Below are 19,834 nucleotides of genomic sequence, written 5' to 3'. Positions count from 1 at the left end.
TCTCAGCCTAGGAGGCACTGCCCCAGGTCACACCGACTCCGTTGTCCCGCAGCCACACGTTCGGGTCGACCTGATTTCCGGCCGGGTCATACACCTCGAAGTGCAGGTGCGGCCCGGTGGACTGACCACGGTTGCCCACGGTCGCGATCTGCTGGCCGGCCGCGACCGGCTGGCCAACATTGACGAGGTGCTCGTTGATGTGGCCGTAGACGGAGATGGATCCGTCGGTGTGCTGGACGCGCACCCACAGCCCGAACCCGGAGGCCGGACCGGCGGAGATGATCGTGCCGTCCGCCGCCGACAGAATCGGGGTGCCAATGTTGGCCCCGATGTCGATGCCGCCGTGCTGCGTACCCCAACGCGGGCCGTAGCTGGACGTCAGCGTGCCGTTGACCGGCTGCACGGCGCGAGCCTTGAGCGGGGCGACCGAGCCGCCGGGGTTGAGCGCGCGGATCTGGTCGTTGACCCACTGCTGCGCCGCGGTGATGTCGGGCAGCGCGGCGGGCGCGGAGACGCTCTGGGGAAGCAGTTCCTGCGGGAGCTGGAAGGGCACGGCGGCGAAGGCCTGGTGATCGATCGGAGCGGCGGACGCGGTGGCGGATCCGAGCTGCATGCCCCCGACCAGGATCGCGCCCGTCGCGACGGCGACGGTGGCGCCCTTCAGGCGACGCGCGGTGGTGATCGAGTTGGAACGATTGAACGTCCTGCGGAGAGTTCCCACAGTCTTTACCTCATCTTCGTTGGCTTCTTGGTCGCAGCTTTTGGGCCGTGCAACCTCGGACCCCCACAACGAAGGTAACGAAACGATATCGACACGTCCACCGTGATCGAATCTTTATCTAAATACGATCTTGATCGATCGAGTTGCCGCCGTCCCACCTTGCCCATCGCCCCGATCCTCGGCGTCCACGCGCCTCCCCACCTGCGACAAATTGCGGAATCCACGCCGCCGACGGCCACAAACAAGTGGTCAGGCGCAGAATTCGCAGCGACACGATTTGAGTCACGGCGAGGTAACAAACCGGCCGGTTTTGCGCCGCGCGCGGTCGGAGCGGCCCAAGATCCGGCGAAATCGGACACCGGACCGACGCGAAGGATCGGTGACTGACGTCACAAGAATGACGGTGGGCGACCGGCTCGAATCGGTTCTCGAAGGTGCTAATGAAGCATCGACGAGCGCCGCGAGAGGGCCGGTTCGGCGCCGACTCGGGTTCCCCTGAGGATCGAACATTTCCCGCGCGGCGATCCACAGCACCTCAACGCCGGGCAATAGGCCTGGGATACTGCTCGACATGACGTTGTTCGCCGCTTCCCATCCGGACGGCGGCTGATCCAGTTGGCCGTCCCGCCCAGCCGCAGTCGTAAATCCAGGTACGCGCGTCGACGAAAGAGTCGAATGGATCGCGTCGAGCACGACCTCAGCACCCAGCACTGGACTGCACTCAAGGCGGCGTGGAATGGCTGCGCCTACTGCGGCGCGCAAGGTGAACCGCTCCAGCGCGACTGCGTGTTGCCGATTTCGCGTGGCGGTCGCTACACGCTCGGCAATATCGTGCCGTCCTGCGCGTCGTGCAACGCCAGCAAGTGCAACACCGAGGTCACCGCCTGGATGCGGCGCAAGGGGCACGACGAGAAGGCCTTCCTGCTACGCCAGCACGAGATCAACTCAACGATGAGCACGCGCTTCGCGAGCCCACCGGATACCGACCCACAGATGGATGTGCAGGACACACCCTGAGCAATTGAGGGACGCTGCTGCAGCGGCCTTCTCGACAGATCCGCCGCCAGCACTCCGACAACGGTTCTACCTGCGGAGACAGAGTGCCCCCAGTCGGACTCGAACCGACACTCGGCGGATTTTAAGTCCGCTGCCTCTGCCAATTGGGCTATGGGGGCGCTGCCATCGCATCAAGACAGCCGCATCCGGACCGACCGCGAGAACGGCCGGACCGGACACGTGGATGCTAGCGCGCCCGCCACAGCGATCGGCGCGGCTAATGCGAATCGCCGTTCCAGGTCGGCGAGATTCCACGCTCCTGGAGCCACTGGGCGGGGTCGATCTTCTGCCCATCGGGATTCGAGACCTCGAAGTGCAGGTGCGGTCCGGTCGACTGACCACGATTTCCGACGGTTGCAATCTGCTCACCGGCCGCCACCTGCTGGCCCACGTCGACCAGGAACTCGTTGATGTGGCCGTACACCGTGGTCGTTCCATCGTCGTCCTGTACGCGCACCCACAGCCCGAAGCCGGAGGCCGGACCCGCGGAAATGACGGTGCCGTTGGTGGCTGCCTGAATCGGGGTACCGATCGGCGCCGCGATGTCGAGACCACCGTGCTGCGTCCCCCAGCGCTGCCCGAAATGAGACGTCAGCGTGCCCGATACCGGCTGCACGGTTCGGGCCGGAGTCAGATTGTTCGACGGGAGCGCGCCGAGCTGGTTGTGCGCCCATTCCGAAGCGCCCTCGACGCCGGGCACCGGGGCCGTGGGCGCCGGGGCGAGCTGTGGCACCAGATCGGCCGGCGTCGCCTGGAAGGCCGGGGGTACCGGAACGACTGCGGGCGCCGGGTTGGCCAGGGGAAGCTGGATGCCCGCAGGCAGCAGCGCATCGGGAATCTCCAGCGGCGGCAGGCCGGGGATCTGAATCGGAACTGCCGTCGCGGTAGACGCGCCGAGCTGTGCGCCCCCGACCAGTATCGCGCCCGTCGCCGCGGCAACCGTGGCGACCTTGATCGGACCCGTACCGGCAGGTGCGCGGTGGCGGCCGCGTACCGCGACCTCGGCCTGGGTGTCGACTTCGACGGAACCCGCGACGGTCGCTGCGCAATGGCGGCCGTACGGGGAGCTGTGCCGGCCATGGATGGGGAGTGGATCAGTGGTGAAGTTCGAACGATTGCCCGTCCCGTGGTGATTGCCCACAGCACTACCTTCTTCTCGTTGGCTGGGCCGCTCATGTAGCGCGAGCCCTCGGACCCCCGTGACGAAGATAACAAGATGGCATCATTTTCGATGCTGTTACGAAATCTTTATCAAGATCTTCTTCCCCTGAACCCCGCGATGGGGTAGCGAAACCTGGGGGGCGCCGACGGCCCGCGGGCTGGCGCTACAGGATCGAGAGCGCGATGCCGTCGAGGATGTCGTGCTCGCTGACCACCAGTTCGGTGATCCCCGCCCGGCGTGACAACTCGTCGGCCAGCACGTCGGAGACGATCGCTCCCCCACCGATGACATCGACCCGTCCCGGGTGCATCGGCCCGAGGGCGGCGCGCTGGTCGTGGGTCATGTGCACCAGCTCGTCGTTCACCTCGTGCAGCCGGGGCAGCGTCATCCGCGACAGGTGCACCTTCTCGGCGTCGTAATGCGGCAGTCCCAACGCGACGGCGGCGATGGTCGTCATCGTGCCCGCCACGCCGACCCAGGTGTGGGCCTGCTCCACCGGCACCCGATCGAAGGCCTCGGTGAGCTTCGCAAGCGCGAACTCCCGAGCCTGCGCGATCTGCTCGGCGGTCGGCGGATCGTCGTGCAGGCAACGCTCGGTGATCCGCACGCAGCCGATGTCGGTCGAGTGCGCGGCGCGGACCCCGTCGCCGTCGCCGAGCACGACCTCGGTGGATCCGCCGCCGAGGTCGACGACGACGAAAGGCCCTGCGGCAGGATCGAGTTCGCCCACGGCGCCTGCGAAGGACAGCCGCGCCTCCTCATCCCCGGAGATCACCTCGGCCTCCGCACCCGCGATCACTGCGCCCAGGACCGACCTCGTCATCGCGAAGAAGTCCTCGCGATTCGAGGCGTCCCTTGTCGCCGACGTCGCGACCATCCGGACGGCGGTGGCACCGGTCTCGCGGATCATGCCCGCGTACTCCTCCAGGGCGACCCTGGTGCGATCGATGGCCTCGGGCGCGAACGCACCGGTCGCGTCGACCCCCTGCCCGAGGCGCACGACCCGCATCTCGCGCCGGACGTCGTGCAGCCGGCCCGCCTCGTCGGCGTCCGCGATGAGCAGGCGGATCGAGTTGGTGCCACAGTCGACGGCGGCGACCCGCCTCACTGCTCCGCCTCGTCCTCGCCCGGTCCCGTGTATTCCGGCCAGTCCGCCGGGATCGCGGTGCCGCGGAGCTTGCCCCTGGCGGCCAACGCGACGGACTCGTCGCCGAGCGGGTTGAGCCCCGGACCCTTTGCCAGCGAATGCGCCATCAGCACGTGCAGGCACTTGACCCGGTCGGGCATGCCGCCGCCGGTGAAATCCGTTCCGAGCGAATCGATCTCGTTCCGCTCGGCGAGGTACGACTCATGCGCACGCAGGTACGCCCGCGCGAGCTCCGGATCGCGGTCCAGGCGCTCGGTCATCTCCCGCATCACGCCTGCCGACTCCTGCCTGCTCGCCTCCGCGGTGAGGCGGGGATCGGTCAGGTAGTACAGCGTGGGGAACGGCGTACCGTCCGGCAGCCGGGGCGCGGTCTTGACCACGCCGGGCGTGCCGTCCGGGGCCCGGTAGGCGATGGCGAGCACGCCGCGCGGATCGCGGCCGAGCTGGGCGGCCACCGCGGCCAGGTCATCCTGGGAAACCGCGGGGCGGGAAGTGCTGTCAGCCGGATCGGTCACCCGACGGGCCCTCCTTGATCGTGAGGAATGGTCATCGAACCCGCGCCGGTCGAATCCGGTGCGGGCGGTGGCGGGCCGGGGGCCTGCGGTGCGGGCGACGGCGCCGGGCTTGGTTCCGGCTGCGGCTCCACGATGGGCCGCCACAGGTCGGTGTACCAGGGATCCGCGGTCCGCTTGCGCGTGCTGAGCTCCTCTGGCCTGGTCGCCACCTCGCCCGGCAGCTGCACCTGGAAAGGCGTCTCGCCGGGCTTGACGTACTGCAACCGCTCGCGGGCCTCCGCTGCGATGTAGGCGGGGTCGTCGTTCTGCTGTTTCTGCCTGGTCAGCCGCTTGAGGTCGTCCTCGAGATCCTGCTGCTGCGCGGCGACGCGATCCGCCTCGCTGCGCTGGGTGAGGTAGTTGCGCAGCGGGACGGCCAGGGTGAGCGCGAGGGCGCAGACCACCACCGCCAGCATCACGGCCTTGCCGGTGGAGAGCCCGAGGATGGTGCGTTCGGGCGTCTGCTCGCCCGAGGAACCGGCCCGCGAACCGCGCGCGCCGACGGGCTTCTCGCTGGACGACTCGCCCTCGAACTCCGGTGCGGGCTTGCCGCCCGCCGCGGGTCCCTGGCCCGGTGCCGACGCGGTAGGTCCGGTCGTGCGGCCCCGCGACGGGCGCCGCGCAGCCGACCCGTCGCGGGTGCGACGGGGGTCCCGACCGGCCGGGCTGCCGCCCGGACGTGACCTACCGCGTTGGCTCATAGGCTCAGTACCAGTTCCGCTCTCAGCTCGCCGAGCCGTCGAAGGTGAACCGCGGGAACGCGAGCTCGCCTGCGTAGCGGGCCGCGTCGCCGAGGGCCTCCTCGATGCGGAGCAGCTGGTTGTACTTCGCGACGCGCTCGCTGCGGGCGGGCGCGCCGGTCTTGATCTGACCGCTGCCGACGGCGACCGCGAGGTCGGCGATGGTGGTGTCCTCGGTCTCGCCGGAGCGGTGGCTCATCATCGTCTTGTAGCCGTTGCGGTGCGCCAGGTCGACGGCGTCCAGCGTCTCGGTCAGGGTGCCGATCTGGTTCACCTTCACCAGCAGCGCATTGGCGGCGCCCTTGACGATGCCCTCCTCGAGGCGGTCCGGGTTGGTGACGAAGAGGTCGTCGCCGACGAGCTGCACCCGGTCACCGATCAGATCGGTGAGGGCGACCCAGCCCTCCCAGTCGTCCTCGTCGAGCGGATCCTCGATGGAGACAAGCGGGTACGCGCCGAGCAGCTCGGCGTAGAACGCGCCCATCTCCGCGGCGGTCCGGTTCTTGCCCTCGAACTTGTAGCCGGTGCCGTCGGTGTAGAACTCGGTGGCCGCGACGTCGAGGGCCAGCGCCACGTCCGTGCCCAGCTTCAGGCCGGTCTTCGCGATGGCCTCGCTGATCAGGTCGAGCGCTTCCTTGGTGCCCGCGACGTCGGGGGCGAAGCCGCCCTCGTCGCCGAGTCCGGTGGACAGGCCCTTCGCCTTGAGCACCGACTTGAGCGAGTGGTACACCTCGGTGCCCCAGCGCAGCGACTCCTTGAAGGTGGCGGCACCGATCGGCGCGACCATGAACTCCTGGACGTCGACGCCGGTGTCCGCGTGCGCGCCGCCGTTGAGGATGTTCATCATCGGGACGGGCAGGACGTGCGCGTTCGGGCCACCGACGTAGCGGAACAGCTCGAGGCCGGACGACTCCGCGCCCGCGCGGGCAACGGCCAGCGACGCACCGAGCAGGGCGTTGGCTCCGAGCCGGGACTTGTCCGGGGTGCCGTCGAGATCCAGCAGGGCCTGGTCGACCACGCGCTGCTCGGTGGCGTCGATGCCGATGATGGCCGGGGCGATCTCGCCGAGCACGGCCTCGACGGCCTTCTCGACACCCTTGCCGCCATAGCGCTCGCCGCCGTCACGCAGCTCCACGGCCTCGTGCTCGCCGGTGGACGCGCCCGAGGGCACCGCGGCACGCGCGAAGCTGCCGTCGTCGAGCAGCACCTCGACCTCCACCGTGGGGTTTCCCCGGGAATCGAGGATCTCGCGAGCTCCGACCTGCTCAATGATGGCCACGGATGGTTCTCCTTCTGGCGGCGTTTCCAGTAGACAATTTCGCTACATAGTGCCAGGTCTGAGCCTAACGGCAGCAACCGGCCGTGTCGTCGCGCCGCGCGGTCACGGCCGGACCCGGCCGGGTGTCAGGGCCTGGTCCCCACCGAGTACGCGGCCGCGCGGTCGCGAACGTCCGTCAGGTACTCGCCGGAGAGGTTGTAGGCCATCAGGGCACGACGCCAGCCCTCCGCGGAGGTCAGGTCGCCGCCGCGCGCGCAGAGGTACCGCGCCGCGGTCAGCGCGGCGTCGTCGATGTTGTCCGGATCCGCGACGCCGTCCCCGTTCGCGTCGACGCCCCACCGGTTCCAGGTCTCGGGGATGAACTGCAGCGGGCCCATCGCCCGGTCGTGCACCGGGTCGCCGTCCATCTCGCCGCCGTCGGTGTCCGCGATCTCGGCGACCCCCGGTCCCCCGTCGAGCGGTATCCCGCGGATCTGCGGGCTGACGTCCCCCGTCGGCGCGACGCTGGAGCCGCGGTAGGTGCCGTGCCTGCTCTCGACGCTCGCGATGCCGGCCACCGTGGTCCAGCCGATGCCGCAGTCGGGGCGGCTCTGGTTCATCACCGCGGCCGCGTAGCCGTAGGCCTCGAGCGCGGTGACGGAGATACCGAGCGCGCCGGACTGCCCGGCGGCCCAGTCTCGCAGCTGATCGGCGGTGCGGCCGGGGGCGTCGACATCTATCGGAGGCACGGCCGACCCGGGGCCAGGCGGGATGCCCTGCGGGATGAGCACCCGCTGCTCACCGCCGCACCCGACGGCCACGGCCACACAAGCCGCGAGAACGACGGCCTGGCCCAGGAACGAGCGTTTACGACGATTCACTCCGCCCATCATCCAGATCGGCGGGCGCTTCATCACCCGGCCCTGGTCATCGGGCGTCAGTAGGCGCCGTCCGGGCGCAGTACCGCCCCCGCCGTCTTCCACAAGATCATGAAGTCCAGCGCGATCGACCAGTTCTCGACATAGCGCAGGTCCATCCGTACCGACTCATCCCAGGAGAGATCGCTGCGCCCACTGACCTGCCACAGACCGGTCAGTCCCGGCTTGACGAACAGGCGGCGCCGAACACCGCCGTCGTCGTACTTCTCCACCTCGGAGACGAGCGGCGGCCGTGGTCCGACCAGCGACATGTGTCCGGCCACGACGTTGAGCAGCTGGGGCAGCTCGTCGAGCGAGTATCTCCGGATGACGTGACCCACCCGGGTCACTCTCGGATCCTCACGAATCTTGAACAGCACTCCGGCACCCTCGTTGGCGTCCGCCAGGTCGGCGAGCCTGTCTTCGGCGTCCCGCACCATGCTTCGGAACTTGAACATCTCGAACTGCGTACCGCCCCTGCCGACGCGGGTTTGCTTGAACAGGGCAGGCCCCGGACTCGTCAGGCGGATCGCGCAGCCGATGACCACCATCACCGGAGCGAAGACGATCAGCACACCCAGCGCGAGCACCCGGTCAAGGGCGGTCTTGACCAACCATGCGGGACGGGTGAAGTTCGGCGCGCTCAACTGCAACAACGGCATCCCGGCGACCGGGCGAATGTGTAGGCGCGGCCCGACGATGTCCATCAGGGCAGGCGCGATGAGCAGATCCGCTCCCGTCCCCTCCAGGCCCCAGGCGAGCCGCTGGGTACGGATCGGTGACCAACCGGTCGACGGCAGTATCGCCACGGCCTCGTAGCCGTGCAATGCCACCAGCCCGACGATGTCGTGGTCGGTTCCGACAACGGGCACGTCATCGATCGCGAGCGGGAAACACGCGGCGTGATCGGCGTCGGCGAGGCACACGGCCTCGATCTCCCACCCCGCGTAGGAGGCTCGACGGGTCCGCCTGATGAGTTCTTGAACCGAGTCGATGTCCCCGGCGACCAGCACCGAGCGGAGGAACGCGCCGGATCGCCTGCCGATGTGCAGCCATTTCCGTAGTGCATACCGCCCGAACAGCGTCAGGACAGCGGCGAGGGGCAGCGCCCCGAACACCCACGACTGGCCCGCCGCCGTCCCCACCGCATACCCGATCAGCGCCAGCGCGGCGATCACCATGACATAGGCGTAGCCGACCCGTCTGAACTCCTCCGCCCCGGAGCCGAACACCCCTGGATCCCACGCGTGCGCCATCGCCAACGCGATCAGCGCCGTCAGCGGAACAGCCAGTACGACAGCGATATTGGACGGCGACGCGAGCACCGACTCGTTGTGATAGACCAGCGTGACCACCGCATCGGCGGCCAGAAGGCTCAGGCAGTCGGAGGCCACGGCCGCGTTGCGGTAGCGGCGTTCCCAGTCCGGTCGAACAGGGATCGGGGTTGCCAGCGGAGGGCGTCCGTCGCCCGCGGTTCTGTATCTGTGCGCGCACTCGGCGCACAGGAGGTCGGCCGATTCCATCGGCCGAGCTGATCTGAACTCGCTTTCTGCAATTCTTCCGCATTTGCACATTTTGGGCAGGTCCAAACTGGAGGGTCAGGCCGTCCGCTCCCCGGCAGCCCGACCCCAGAAACATACCGCAAGATTGTTATCGAAGGCAATGCTGAACATGTTCCTCTTTTAGCGCCATCAAAAGAGGAACATGTTCGGTAATCATGGCCGGGATCCGGCGCCCGCTCCCGCCCACGCCGAGATCCTTCCCCTGTCGAGCAGTTCACCCACTTCATCGACGGGCAAGGGGCGGCTGAACAGGAAACCCTGCGCCCGGAAGCAGCCGAGCTCGAGCAGGGTTCGCGCGGCCAGCTCTGACTCCACCCCTTCCGCGACCAGATCCAGATCAAAGGATTTTGCCAGGCTGACAATGGATTTGACGATGGCGAGATCCCCCGGACTGCGACCGAGGTCGCGGATGAACTCCTGGTCGATCTTGAGCGCATCGACCTCGAGTTGCTTGAGTTGGGCCAGTGCGCTGTAACCGGTGCCGAAGTCGTCGATCGCCACCCGGACCCCCAGGTCGGCAAGTCCCCGCAGGGTCACTCTGGTCCGCTCGAGGTCACTCACCACCGCATTCTCGGTGATCTCCAGGCACAGGTCCTCGCCTGTTATCGCGTACTCGTCGAGGACCTGGGCGGCGTAGTCGAGGAAATCGAGACCGACCAGTTGCGCCGGGGACACGTTGACTCGCAGGCAGATGTCGAGTCCTTCGATATCGGTACGCCACCGCGCGAACTGGCGGCAGGCGGTTCGCAACACCCAGGCCCCGAGCTCCGATGCCAGGTTCGTCGATTCCGCGACCTCGATGAAGGACGAGGGCAGCAACAGCCCGAGCACCGGATGGTCCCATCGCACCAGCGCCTCCAACGCGAGAACCCTGCCGTCGCGCAGGTCGACCTCCGGCTGATAGACCAGATGCAGGGACTCGTCGTTGATCGACGTCCGGAGACTCAACTCGATGATGTCGCGGATCTCGCTCTCTGCCCGCATGTCCTCGGTGAATGCGGCGATGGTGTTGCCGCCCTGCGCTTTCGCGGCCAGTACCGCGCGGTCCGCCTGCCAAAGCAGGTCCGCGCCCGAGCACTGCCCAGGCATCCCGACGGCGATGCCGATGCTCACGCCGCGGCTCACCGACACGCGGCCGAGCCGAACGTCTTCATTGACGAGCACATTGATCCGCGCCGCCTCACCGCGAGCCGCCTCGAGGTCGAGTTCCCCGCCGAACAGGACGACGAACTCGTCCCCGCCCATTCGGGCGACGATGTCCCCGCCGTCACTGTGCCTGCGCAACCGTTCGCTCACTTCCACGATGAAGGCATCGCCTGCGCTGTGACCAAGGAAATCGTTGAGAGACTTGAGGCGGTCCAGATCGAAGAACAGGAGCGCGACGGGCCCCGGCATGTCGCGGGCCATCCGGCGCTCCAAGCACTCGAGAAGACAGTGCCGGTTCGCCAGCCCGGTGAGTTCGTCGTGGTCGGCCCAGAATCGGAGATGATCCTCGACGCGGACCCTCTCCTGAACCTGCGTCAGCAGTGCCGCAATCGCCTTGAGTACGTTGACTTCCGCAATGCTCCACACGCGGTCCCCGAACTTGATGAAGCCCAACGTCCCCGTCGTCACGTCTCCCGACAGCAGCGGCACCGCGGCCAGCGTCACCTGCGGCACGCCGGAGGCCTCGGCCACCCGGTCCTGGTACTCGTCACTGTCCTGGCCGGGATGAACGAATCCGACCTCCTTCAGGTGTTCGGCCCTGGCGAATTCCGGGTCGGCGTCGGCGAAGTAGACGATGCCGAGCGGGTCCGGATCGGGCACGAACGGCCGCTTCGGCCATTCGGCTATCAAGATCGTCGCGCGGATCTTGTGGTCGTTGCGCCTCAGGAAGCAGGCATCGAGGTCGAAATAGTCGACCAGGTCTCGGAGTACCTCCTCCGCCGAGGACACCCACGTCCCAGAGTGGGTCGCGGTCAAGCGCGACGCGACTGCGGTGACCAGTTCCTCGAGGGTGTGCAATGCCATCGTTCCTCCTCAGCCTTTCGCACGCCCGGCGGCGGGGACGAACGCGGGACGGCGGCGACTGCGAATCGACGCACGGCGCGCATGGCTCAGACGCAGGATCAGGGCGATCGCCTCGCCCTGGGCCACGCCGAACAGGTCCCGCACCGCATGTCGCCCCTCGGACAGCTCTTCGGCGTACGCAGGCGCCAGCTCCTGGAGATCGGCCGCGTCCACCCCGTAGAGGAACACCGGCGAGATCGGCTGTACGGCCAGCCCGTGCTCCTCGGCGCGAATCCACACGCTTTCCGCGGCGCCGCCACCGCGGAGGAAGTCCCGCGGTGCGCACCCACCGACGACCACCGCCGCGAGCGCTGAACTGGACCCGACGCGGGCGCGGGTGATGTTCCCGAGCGCGTTGCCCAGCCCCCACTCCGCCAGGTGGGCCATCACGTCGGGCCTGCTCACGATGTGCAGCATCGCCAGTCCTGCGGTGTCCAGCTCCAGTGACCGGATGTCGATCCCCGTGTCCGATCGGCCCTCGGGCCCGCTTAGCTCGCCGATCATCTCCCGGTGCAGTCGCGGGTCGAGAAAGCGGACTCGATCCGATGCGGCGAACAGGTCGGCGGCCGCGCTGATGCCGGGCCGCTCGGTGACCACCGACAGACGCGCGCCCTCTACCCGCGCCGCGCCCCCCAACGCCAGAACCGTCGCGTCGTCGAGATGCTTCGGCGTGCCGCCGCGACGGTTGGTGCCGCGGCGGAGCATCCCGTCGTATCTGCGGGCGAGGTCGTCGTCGGATCCGTTTCCAAAGGTCATGCCTGCGACCAGGTTCGGCTCATCGTCGTCGTCACAGAACAACTCGATCGGCCCGAGCTTGTGATGCGCCGCAGCTGCAACCCTGGCGTTGTACAGCGCAGCCCCGAGCGCGACGAAACTCGCGCGGAGGTTCACATCCATGGCCGTGGTCCGGTCGGGATCGATGTAGAGCCGCAACCCGCCCGCGTCGGCACGGACCCTCCAGGGCTGGGAGTTCCCACCCGACGGGGCCCTGGTGACGGCGTGAGCGACCGCGGCGACGGCGTCGTCCGGCGGCGCCGAGGTCGATGACGTCGCGGGCGGGGCGCACGACGGTTCCTCGCAGCCGAGCACCGTGAGCGTCGGTGCCCGCAGCGCGTCCAGGCTGTCGTCCAGGTCGATGCGGACCCGCCCGGAAGGAAGGGGATTCCCCAATCCGAACCGTCGCACCGCCGCGGCCATCGCCCCGCCGCCCAGCAGCACGTCGCCGCCGAGCTGCGGCCAGGTCGAGAGCGTGCTGCCGAGCTCGACCAGGGATGCGGCCATCCGGGACGAGATGTCCGCGGCGCCGAGGATCCGCAACGCAGGCGCCACCTTCTCCCTCACCGACAGCCCTGCCAGCGATGCCCCGTCCGAATCACCGAGCAGACCGTGGAACAGGGGCCGATCGGGCTCGCGGTCGTACCGTTCCACGTCGATCAGACCTCGGTCGCTGGTCTGCATCAGCACCGGGATCCGACGCGCGCGGGCCTCCACCCGCACGGCGACCTTCACGTCCAGCGAGTCGCATTCCTCGATGACGAGGTCGAGTCCACGGAGGAACTCGTCGAGTGTGTCGGTGTCGACGCCGCTGGTCTGCACCGACACGGTGAGATACGGGTCGATCTCGGCGATTCGCCGGGCCGCGACGATGGCCTTGTTCACCCCGAGGTCGAACACCGTTGCCGGTACCCGGTTGAGATTGGACAGCTCGACCACGTCGAAGTCCGCGAGCCTGAGCGCACCGCAGGTGCCTTCCATGGCAAGAGCGAGCGCCACTGCGTGACCGGCGCTGAGCCCGACGATCCCGACCTCCAATTCGGCCAGTCGGGCTTGTTCCGCACGGGTGATCTTGTTGCGGTTTCGATCGAGGCGCAGCAGCCGGAACCCGACGGGCCCGAGAATCCTGACAGCGGACCGCCGCCATGGGTAGTAGGCCCAGACCGGCGGCTCGTCCCGATCCACCGACTCCGGCGCCGAGTGGATCGATTCGATGCACTCCCGCTGCGTTCCGAGTTCGTCGTGGAAGGCGACCCCCGGACTCGCCCGAAGCGAGGCGAGCAGGTCCGCGTCCTCACCGCACCCGTCAGCAAGCAGCGTCGCCGCGTACTGCTGGCGGGGCACCTCCATGACACGCTCCGAGCCTCAATTCGACCGGTGCAGCCTGACTGACCCATCATCGTCGTCGATCGGCGACGGCGCACGCATCCGGATGAACTGATTCGCCTTCTTGGCCACACCGAGATTCTGACGGTTGCGCCGATCCCACCACATCATGCGAGTGCGGTACCGGTCATCGGGATACGCAGCGGGCGGAATGTGTTGCGCCACCTCACCCCCCGACGACGCCCACAGCGCAAGTACGTGCTCGGCCGCCGTTGCCAGGAGAAACTGGACGTCCAGTATTTCCATGGTGCAACAACCGAATCCGGCGAGCGAACGGGTGAGGTCGGGTCGACGGGCGGCACTGTCCGCCACCCACGCGCCCTTCATCTCGACGACCCCGAACGGGATGCGATCGGTGATCATCGACCGAACGGCGACCGCCCCAGGTTGCCCATCCCACTCCACGATCGCGTGCGCCTCGTCGGCCTCGCGATACGGTCCCTGCGCCCGTAGCCCACCAGCCGCGGACCCATCGGGCGCGATGGCGACGAAGAACAACGCCGTCGACCTGCCATCGCGAATCTGGTCGTACTCCAGCGCCTTCTCGGCGCCGTACTTGCGGTAGCCGACTCGTGCACCGGCGAGATATGTCGACCAGAGCGCCGGCTCGGCAGCAGGACATGCGGCAACGAATCGGCATTGCGACCGCGGGTCCCACTGGCTACTGGTTTCGATTTGCTGATTGGCCACCGGCGTTGCCGTGCAGACAGCCTGAGTTGCCATGCCGATCGCTCCATTCCGGGGTCGGTTTGCCGACTGAGGGATGTGCGAGAAGCCGTTCAGCGATTTCTGCCCGACTATCGCACTCGGCACCCAGGATTTCGCTTCTGACTAGCAACTCTTCTCGCTTGCGAGCGCTTTGTCATCACGCGACCGATCCCAGGCCGAGGATGGCGCGGAAAGGGGGACGAGTCCACTATTCGAGGGAAATGTAGAGTTCGACCACACTCGGTGCGCGGGTGATCTCGATCTCCTCGGTGAAGGCGCGATCGATGACCCCCTCCTTGGCCGCCAGCTCCGCCTGCCGCCACACGTCCTCGACCGGATCGTCGACGAGTCCGTCCGAGGTGAACACCGCGAAATAGCCGGCAGGCACGCGCACCATGACATCACCGACCGCGAGTTGTTCGGTGTCACCACACGGGTAACCGATCACCGCCGAGGACCCGCCCATGGGGTTCGGCACGAACACCGTGACGATCTCTGTCACCCCGCGCGCGAGGATGCGCTCGCGGGTGAACTCGATGAGCCCACCGGAACGTTCGCCCGGCCCGATCTCGATATCCGGCAGGACCAGTCCCCCGAAGTCCTGCATGCTTCGCTTGACGATTTCAAAGCTCATGCCGGAGCCTTCCCGTTCGCGGGTCCGACTGCCACGTACAGATCTATTCGAAAGGCATTCGGATATAGCTCGAAATCACCGGTGAAGGCGCGGTTGATACGCCCGGATTCCTCCGCGTCACGAATTTGCTCCCACAATGTGGCCACCACGTCCGGGAATTCGCCCAGCGACACGAACCTCGCGTACCGCCCCGCAGGCACCCGGGCAAGCACATGCCCACGCAGGACCTGGTTGAAGTCCGAACACTGGTATCCGACGACTTGTGTGTAGTACGAATCATTTTCGGGCGCGTGATCGGTGTAGATCGACGCGAGCTGCCCCGGCATGTCCTCCTGCAGCACGCTCGCCCATGCCTGCTCGACATTGTGGTCCCGCAGCGCCCCGAGCGGACGCTTGGGACTGCGCACCGGCAGGCCTGCCACGAAGGTTTCCCCGAGTTCAACGAACTCGATCTCAGTCGGCCGCCTGCTCATGACGCAGATCCTCCCTGGAACGGGCCACCCGTGACGGCGGCAACCGACTCCGCGAACGCAGATCAACCATACCGCCGACGCAATGCCGAAAGCGGCCTACGCAGGCGGATCCTGCGTAGTTGCGTGCCCGAACGACGCGCCGATTCCGTGGTTCCGACCCCAACGAAGTCAAATAACCTACCAATGGTCTGTTTTTCTCTTGATTGACGACTTTGGGTGTGGTTAGTTGGATAGATCGAACCCATCGGGGCCGAACTGATCCATTTGCCAGACGTCCGCCTTACCAAGCGCGTCCCTCGATCGGGTTGATCGGAAGGACATGGCGTGCGCTGCCGACTCTGCTCCTCGAACCGCCTCCTGAGCGTCCTCGACCTCGGCGCGACCCCGCCGTGCGAGAAGTTCCTCACGGCCGACGAACTCGATTGCCCCGAGCCGACCTACCCGCTGCACCTGCGTCTGTGCGAGGACTGTCTGCTGCTCCAGATCCCGGCCCTGATCACACCCGAGGACACTTTCACCGAGTACGCCTACTACTCCTCGTTCTCGGACACCTGGGTCGAGCACGCCCGTCGCTTCGTAGACCAAGCGGTCGGCCGGCTCGGCCTGGACGAACGCTCGCTGGTCGTCGAGGTCGCAAGCAATGACGGCTATCTCCTGCAGCACGTGGTGGCCGCAGGCATCCCGTGCCTGGGGATCGAGCCGTCGCTCAACGTCGGCGCGGTGGCACGCAACCGCGGGATCCCGACGATGTCCGAGTTCCTCGACGAGCAGCTCGCGGCGTCCACCCGGTCCGAGCACGGGGCGGCCACCCTCGTGGTCGCGAACAACGTGTACGCGCACATCCCGGACCTGATCGGCTTCACCCAAGCGCTTCGTGCGCTCATGGCCGACGACGGCTGGCTCAGCATCGAGGTCCACCACGCATTGAATCTCGTCGCACTCGGCCAGTTCGACACCGTCTATCACGAGCACTTCCAGTACTACACGCTGCTGTCCGCCGCTCGGGCGCTCGCCACGGCCGGTCTCGCCGTCGTCGACGTCGAATCGCTGCCGACGCACGGCGGATCGATTCGTATCTGGGCACGGCCGGACGCTGCGGCCGACGAGCCCGGCCCGCGGGTACGGGCGCTGCTGTCGGCCGAGGAGCAGGCAGGACTCCACCATGCAGACGGCTACCTCCACCTCGCCGGGCTCGCGCGAAGCGTCCGGCACGAACTGCTCCGGTTTCTCCTCGACTGTCGCGACCGGGGAAAGACCGTCGTCGGCTACGGGGCACCGGGCAAGGGCAACACCCTGCTCAACTACTGCGGCATCCGAACCGACCTGATCGAGTACACCGTGGACCGAAACCCCTACAAGCACGGACGTTTCACGCCTGGCACGCGGATACCGATCCTCGATCCCCGCCAGATCGCCAAGGACCGCCCGGACGTGGTCCTCGCGCTGCCGTGGAACCTCGAATCGGAGCTCACCGAACAGCTCCGGTACATCACCGAGTGGGGCGGCGAACTCGTGTACCCACTCCCCCGACTGCACTCGGCCGCGCTGGCCGGATAGCCGCCGATCCAGCGAATCTCGAAGGAGGCGAACGCCATGAAGGTCGTTCTGTTCTGCGGCGGATACGGGATGCGCATGCGCAACGACCGAAGCGACGAGATCCCCAAGCCGATGCAGATGGTCGGTCCACGCCCGTTGCTGTGGCACATCATGCGGTACTACGCCCACTTCGGCCACACCGAGTTCATCCTGTGCCTCGGCTACGGAGCCGCCAAGATCAAGGACTTCTTCCTCGACTATCACGAGGAGCAGTCAAACGACTTCGTGCTCCAGGGCGACCGAGTCGAGATGCTGCACACCGACATCAGCGAGTGGTCGGTCACCTTCGTCGACACCGGCCTCGAATCCGCCATCGGCGAGCGACTGCGCCGGGTCCGCAAGTATCTGAACGGGGATCCCTACTTTCTCGCCAACTACGCGGACGTCCTCACCGATGCCCCGCTCGACCGCGTGATCGAGCGGTTCCACGAGTCGGGCGCCACCGCCTCCATCCTTGTCGTGCCACCGCAATCATCGTTCCACTGCGTCGATGTGGCCGAGAACGGCGAGATCAAGGAGATCACGCCGATCAGTCAGTTCCCGATCTGGGAGAACGGCGGCTACTTCGTCCTCAGCCAGGAGATCTTCGACCTGCTCCCCGCCGGCGGTGATCTCGTCGCGGACGTGTGCCAACCCCTCGCAGGCCAGGGCCGGCTCTTCGGCTACCGGCACGAGGGATTCTGGAAGCCGGCCGACACGTTCAAAGAACGCGCAGAGCTCGACGACGGCTACACCCACGGTATCCACCCATGGACCGTCTGGGAGCAGCCCCAACCCGTCCCGCGGCCATGAACGATCTCAACGCGCTCAGCATCGGCGAGATAGCCGTACTCGGCGCCCACTGTGACGACATCGCAATCGGGGTCGGCGGTACCCTGCTGACCCTCACGAACGCCATGCCGGACTTGCGCGTGCGCGCATTCGTGTTGTCCGGCACCGATTCACGCCGTGAGATCGAGGAGCGGCACGCACTCGCCGCCCTGTGCCCCGGCGCGGACATCGAACTCAAGGTCCTCGACATACCCGACGGCCACGCGCCAGGGTATTGGGACCCGATCAAGACCGCGCTCGAAGCGTTCGCGCGCGAGGCCTCCCCCGACGTGGTGTTCGCGCCCCAACGCGGTGACGCACACCAGGATCACCGCCTGCTGGCAGAGCTGGTGCCGACGGTGTTCCGTGACCACCTCGTCCTGGGCTACGAGATCCTCAAATGGGAGGCAGACACACCCGCGCCCTCGGTGTATCACCCGCTCACGACCAGGGTGGCCGAGGAAAAGGCTCGGGTGCTGCTCAAGCACTACCCGTCGCAGACCGCGCACGACTGGTTCGACGATCAGGCCTTCCTCGGCCTGTCCCGGTTGCGTGGCGTGCAGTGCCACCGGGCACACGCCGAGGCGTTCGTGCTGGAAAAGGCGACCCTCCGGTTCGGAAGGGCATGACATGCGGGTACTCGTCACCGGACACCAGGGCTACCTGGGCACCGTCATGGTTCCGGTTCTGCAGGCTGCCGGCCATGAGGTCGTCGGACTCGACTCCGGGCTGTTCGCGGACTGTGTGCTCGGACCGGCCCCCGTGGATCCACCGTCGATCGAGGTGGACGTCCGCGACGTCGCCGAGGCGGACCTGGCGGGTTTCGACGCGGTGGTCCACCTAGCCGCGTTGTCGAACGATCCGCTGGGATCTCTTGCACCCCAGATCACCTACGAGATCAATCACCATGCATCCGTGCGGTTGGCCAGGCTGGCGAAGGACGCCGGGGTCCGGCGGTTCCTGTACGCCTCCACCTGCTCGGTGTACGGCTCGGCAGGCGCCGACCTGGTGACCGAGAGCGCACCGCTGCGCCCGCTGACCCCGTACGCGACGAGCAAGGTCCGGGTGGAGGACGACGTGGCGGCGCTCGCGGATTCCGGCTTCTCCCCGGTGTTCCTCCGCAATGCCACCGCGTTCGGATTCTCCCCACGCCTGCGTGCGGACATCGTGTTGAACAACCTGGTCGGGGTCGCGGTGTTGACCGGCGAGGTACGGGTGCGCTCCGACGGAACGCCGTGGCGTCCACTGGTGCACGCGCAGGACATCGCGACCGCGTTCGCCCGCGCGCTCGAGGCACCGATCGAGCGGATCCACTGCGCCGCATACAACGTCGGCGGCGAGAGCAACAACGTGACGGTCGCACAGATCGCCGACGCGGCCGCCGCCGCGGTGCCCGGTTCCACCGTGGCCATCACCGGGGAAACGGGGCCCGACGCCCGCTCGTACCGTGTGGACTTCTCCGCCGTGCGGTCAGCCTTCGAGGGATACCAGCCGCGGTGGAGCGTCGCGGACGGCGCTGTCGAGTTGTACCGGCACTACACCAGGTGGGAAGTGTCCGGAGCGGACTTCACCGGACGATTCACCCGGCTGAGCCATCTCGAGGAACTCAGGGCGGCAGGGCTACTCGATTCCGCACTCCGGTTCCAACGGATCGAAGCCCGACATGGCTGAGCGCCGCCCGCCGACCGGTTCAGAGCGACTCCAGGAGTTGGGACCATCCGCCCGCGGTCGCGTCCCTGACGCTGACCAGCGACACCGGCAACGGCCACGCGATCCCCAGGTCCGGATCGTCGTAGGCCACTGCGAGATCCTCCGCCGGATCGTGTTCGCGATCGATCCGGTAGCAGACGTCGGCTGTGGGCGTGAGGGCCTGGAAACCGTGCAGGAATCCGCGGGGAACGTACAGGTGAGCGAAGTCGACGTCGTCGAGGATGAACGCCTGCTGCATCCCGAAAGTGGGCGAACCCCGCCGGATGTCGACGAGCACGTCGTGCACAGCGCCGTGCGCGCAGCGGACCAACTTCGCCTCACCCTGCCCGGACCTGCCGTGCATACCCCGAATCACACCGAGCACCGACCTCGACTGCGAGTCCTGGACGAAGTCGGCGGCCCTGACCGGACCACCCTCGGCGGTCCGGTCAGCCAGTTCGTTGTCCAGGATCCGCGCGTCGAAGGTCCTGGTGAACAGCCCGCGCGCGTCCCGGAACGGCTCGGGACGGAACACCAAAACATCTGCCAGATCAGCGGTTTCGACGCGCATGTGGCCATCTTGCCGCATTCGGTCGGT

At 67.4% G+C, this 19,834-nt stretch carries 19 protein-coding genes and 1 tRNA gene; 5 read left to right on the top strand and 15 right to left on the bottom strand.

Annotation, left to right across the window (positions count from 1 at the left end):
- Positions 1-7 precede the first annotated feature (7 nt).
- The gene (locus ACFXMV_RS21290) at positions 8-721 is read right to left on the bottom strand and encodes a M23 family metallopeptidase (protein WP_378500618.1); all 714 of its coding nucleotides are present in this window, start codon (positions 719-721) and stop codon (positions 8-10) included.
- 675 nt (positions 722-1,396) lie between these two features.
- Here ACFXMV_RS21290 and ACFXMV_RS21285 point away from each other — a divergent pair.
- A complete protein-coding gene (locus ACFXMV_RS21285) occupies positions 1,397-1,738 on the top strand; it encodes an HNH endonuclease (RefSeq protein WP_378503321.1) in 342 nt (113 codons plus the stop codon).
- Between the two features lie 84 nt (positions 1,739-1,822).
- On the opposite strand, the gene ACFXMV_RS21280 is transcribed toward ACFXMV_RS21285, so the two are convergent.
- From ACFXMV_RS21280 to ACFXMV_RS21220, 13 genes are all read right to left on the bottom strand, one after another.
- Positions 1,823-1,896, bottom strand: a tRNA-Leu gene (locus ACFXMV_RS21280).
- A 98-nt stretch (positions 1,897-1,994) separates the two neighbouring features.
- Positions 1,995-2,732: a M23 family metallopeptidase gene (locus ACFXMV_RS21275; RefSeq protein ID WP_378503327.1), complete on the bottom strand. Its 738-nt coding sequence runs from the start codon at positions 2,730-2,732 to the stop codon at positions 1,995-1,997.
- A gap of 370 nt (positions 2,733-3,102) precedes the next feature.
- Positions 3,103-4,047: an exopolyphosphatase gene (locus ACFXMV_RS21270; RefSeq protein WP_378500667.1), complete on the bottom strand. Its 945-nt coding sequence runs from the start codon at positions 4,045-4,047 to the stop codon at positions 3,103-3,105.
- Positions 4,044-4,601 carry a DUF501 domain-containing protein gene (locus tag ACFXMV_RS21265; RefSeq protein WP_378500668.1) on the bottom strand — a complete coding sequence of 186 codons (558 nt, stop codon included), beginning with the start codon at positions 4,599-4,601 and terminating at the stop codon, positions 4,044-4,046. Before ACFXMV_RS21265 ends, ACFXMV_RS21270 begins: the two co-directional genes overlap by 4 nt.
- A complete protein-coding gene (locus tag ACFXMV_RS21260) occupies positions 4,598-5,341 on the bottom strand; it encodes a septum formation initiator family protein (protein ID WP_378503320.1) in 744 nt (247 codons plus the stop codon). The genes ACFXMV_RS21265 and ACFXMV_RS21260 overlap by 4 nt, the downstream gene beginning before the upstream one ends.
- Before the next feature lie 22 nt (positions 5,342-5,363).
- Complete coding sequence (gene eno / locus ACFXMV_RS21255; protein ID WP_378500670.1) at positions 5,364-6,659, bottom strand: phosphopyruvate hydratase; 1,296 nt, start codon at positions 6,657-6,659, stop codon at positions 5,364-5,366.
- A gap of 125 nt (positions 6,660-6,784) precedes the next feature.
- Positions 6,785-7,531, bottom strand: coding sequence for a lytic transglycosylase domain-containing protein (locus tag ACFXMV_RS21250; protein WP_378500672.1), 747 nt, complete (start codon positions 7,529-7,531; stop codon positions 6,785-6,787).
- A gap of 44 nt (positions 7,532-7,575) precedes the next feature.
- Positions 7,576-9,078, bottom strand: coding sequence for a sugar transferase (locus ACFXMV_RS21245; protein WP_378503319.1), 1,503 nt, complete (start codon positions 9,076-9,078; stop codon positions 7,576-7,578).
- A gap of 192 nt (positions 9,079-9,270) precedes the next feature.
- Complete coding sequence (locus ACFXMV_RS21240) at positions 9,271-11,127, bottom strand: putative bifunctional diguanylate cyclase/phosphodiesterase (RefSeq protein WP_378501318.1); 1,857 nt, start codon at positions 11,125-11,127, stop codon at positions 9,271-9,273.
- A 9-nt stretch (positions 11,128-11,136) separates the two neighbouring features.
- Positions 11,137-13,290, bottom strand: coding sequence for an Rv1355c family protein (locus ACFXMV_RS21235; protein WP_378501317.1), 2,154 nt, complete (start codon positions 13,288-13,290; stop codon positions 11,137-11,139).
- 15 nt (positions 13,291-13,305) lie between these two features.
- Positions 13,306-14,049 (bottom strand): hypothetical protein, encoded by a 744-nt coding sequence (locus ACFXMV_RS21230; RefSeq protein WP_378503318.1) that lies wholly within the window; start codon positions 14,047-14,049, stop codon positions 13,306-13,308.
- A gap of 193 nt (positions 14,050-14,242) precedes the next feature.
- Complete coding sequence (locus ACFXMV_RS21225; protein WP_378502221.1) at positions 14,243-14,668, bottom strand: effector binding domain-containing protein; 426 nt, start codon at positions 14,666-14,668, stop codon at positions 14,243-14,245.
- Positions 14,665-15,141 (bottom strand): GyrI-like domain-containing protein, encoded by a 477-nt coding sequence (locus tag ACFXMV_RS21220; protein WP_378502220.1) that lies wholly within the window; start codon positions 15,139-15,141, stop codon positions 14,665-14,667. Before ACFXMV_RS21220 ends, ACFXMV_RS21225 begins: the two co-directional genes overlap by 4 nt.
- A gap of 324 nt (positions 15,142-15,465) precedes the next feature.
- Between ACFXMV_RS21220 and ACFXMV_RS21215 the strand changes: the two genes are divergently transcribed.
- The 4 genes from ACFXMV_RS21215 to ACFXMV_RS21200 are packed head-to-tail and all read left to right on the top strand — an operon-like array spanning position 15,466 to position 19,218.
- Positions 15,466-16,698, top strand: a complete 1,233-nt coding sequence (locus ACFXMV_RS21215) for a class I SAM-dependent methyltransferase (protein ID WP_378503317.1) — start codon at positions 15,466-15,468, stop codon at positions 16,696-16,698.
- A 36-nt stretch (positions 16,699-16,734) separates the two neighbouring features.
- Entirely contained in the window at positions 16,735-17,529 is a 795-nt protein-coding gene (locus tag ACFXMV_RS21210; RefSeq protein WP_378498267.1) for a glucose-1-phosphate cytidylyltransferase, read from the top strand.
- Positions 17,526-18,176, top strand: coding sequence for a PIG-L deacetylase family protein (locus ACFXMV_RS21205; RefSeq protein WP_378498268.1), 651 nt, complete (start codon positions 17,526-17,528; stop codon positions 18,174-18,176). Before ACFXMV_RS21210 ends, ACFXMV_RS21205 begins: the two co-directional genes overlap by 4 nt.
- A gap of 1 nt (position 18,177) precedes the next feature.
- Positions 18,178-19,218 (top strand): NAD-dependent epimerase/dehydratase family protein, encoded by a 1,041-nt coding sequence (locus tag ACFXMV_RS21200; RefSeq protein ID WP_378498269.1) that lies wholly within the window; start codon positions 18,178-18,180, stop codon positions 19,216-19,218.
- 19 nt (positions 19,219-19,237) lie between these two features.
- On the opposite strand, the gene ACFXMV_RS21195 is transcribed toward ACFXMV_RS21200, so the two are convergent.
- The gene (locus ACFXMV_RS21195; RefSeq protein WP_378498270.1) at positions 19,238-19,807 is read right to left on the bottom strand and encodes a dTDP-4-dehydrorhamnose 3,5-epimerase family protein; all 570 of its coding nucleotides are present in this window, start codon (positions 19,805-19,807) and stop codon (positions 19,238-19,240) included.
- Between the last annotated feature and the right edge of the window lie 27 nt (positions 19,808-19,834).

It is taken from the genome of Rhodococcus sp. NPDC059179, assembly GCF_042754885.1.
Classification (GTDB): Bacteria; Actinomycetota; Actinomycetes; order Mycobacteriales; family Mycobacteriaceae; genus Rhodococcus_G.
The sequence above is the reverse complement of the archived record's forward strand: the minus strand, read 5'-3'. Positions and strand labels throughout refer to the sequence as shown.

What these genes read in the sequence shown, in the direction of transcription:
- ACFXMV_RS21285 (WP_378503321.1), top strand. Translation starts at nt 1,397, where the DNA reads ATGGATCGCGTCGAGCACGACCTCAGCACCCAGCACTGGACTGCACTC.
- ACFXMV_RS21260 (WP_378503320.1), bottom strand. Translation starts at nt 5,341, where the DNA reads ATGAGCCAACGCGGTAGGTCACGTCCGGGCGGCAGCCCGGCCGGTCGG.
- ACFXMV_RS21250 (WP_378500672.1), bottom strand. Translation starts at nt 7,531, where the DNA reads ATGATGGGCGGAGTGAATCGTCGTAAACGCTCGTTCCTGGGCCAGGCC.
- ACFXMV_RS21245 (WP_378503319.1), bottom strand. Translation starts at nt 9,078, where the DNA reads ATGGAATCGGCCGACCTCCTGTGCGCCGAGTGCGCGCACAGATACAGA.
- ACFXMV_RS21240 (WP_378501318.1), bottom strand. Translation starts at nt 11,127, where the DNA reads ATGGCATTGCACACCCTCGAGGAACTGGTCACCGCAGTCGCGTCGCGC.
- ACFXMV_RS21235 (WP_378501317.1), bottom strand. Translation starts at nt 13,290, where the DNA reads ATGGAGGTGCCCCGCCAGCAGTACGCGGCGACGCTGCTTGCTGACGGG.
- ACFXMV_RS21230 (WP_378503318.1), bottom strand. Translation starts at nt 14,049, where the DNA reads ATGGCAACTCAGGCTGTCTGCACGGCAACGCCGGTGGCCAATCAGCAA.
- ACFXMV_RS21225 (WP_378502221.1), bottom strand. Translation starts at nt 14,668, where the DNA reads ATGAGCTTTGAAATCGTCAAGCGAAGCATGCAGGACTTCGGGGGACTG.
- ACFXMV_RS21220 (WP_378502220.1), bottom strand. Translation starts at nt 15,141, where the DNA reads ATGAGCAGGCGGCCGACTGAGATCGAGTTCGTTGAACTCGGGGAAACC.
- ACFXMV_RS21210 (WP_378498267.1), top strand. Translation starts at nt 16,735, where the DNA reads ATGAAGGTCGTTCTGTTCTGCGGCGGATACGGGATGCGCATGCGCAAC.
- ACFXMV_RS21205 (WP_378498268.1), top strand. Translation starts at nt 17,526, where the DNA reads ATGAACGATCTCAACGCGCTCAGCATCGGCGAGATAGCCGTACTCGGC.
- ACFXMV_RS21200 (WP_378498269.1), top strand. Translation starts at nt 18,178, where the DNA reads ATGCGGGTACTCGTCACCGGACACCAGGGCTACCTGGGCACCGTCATG.
- ACFXMV_RS21195 (WP_378498270.1), bottom strand. Translation starts at nt 19,807, where the DNA reads ATGCGCGTCGAAACCGCTGATCTGGCAGATGTTTTGGTGTTCCGTCCC.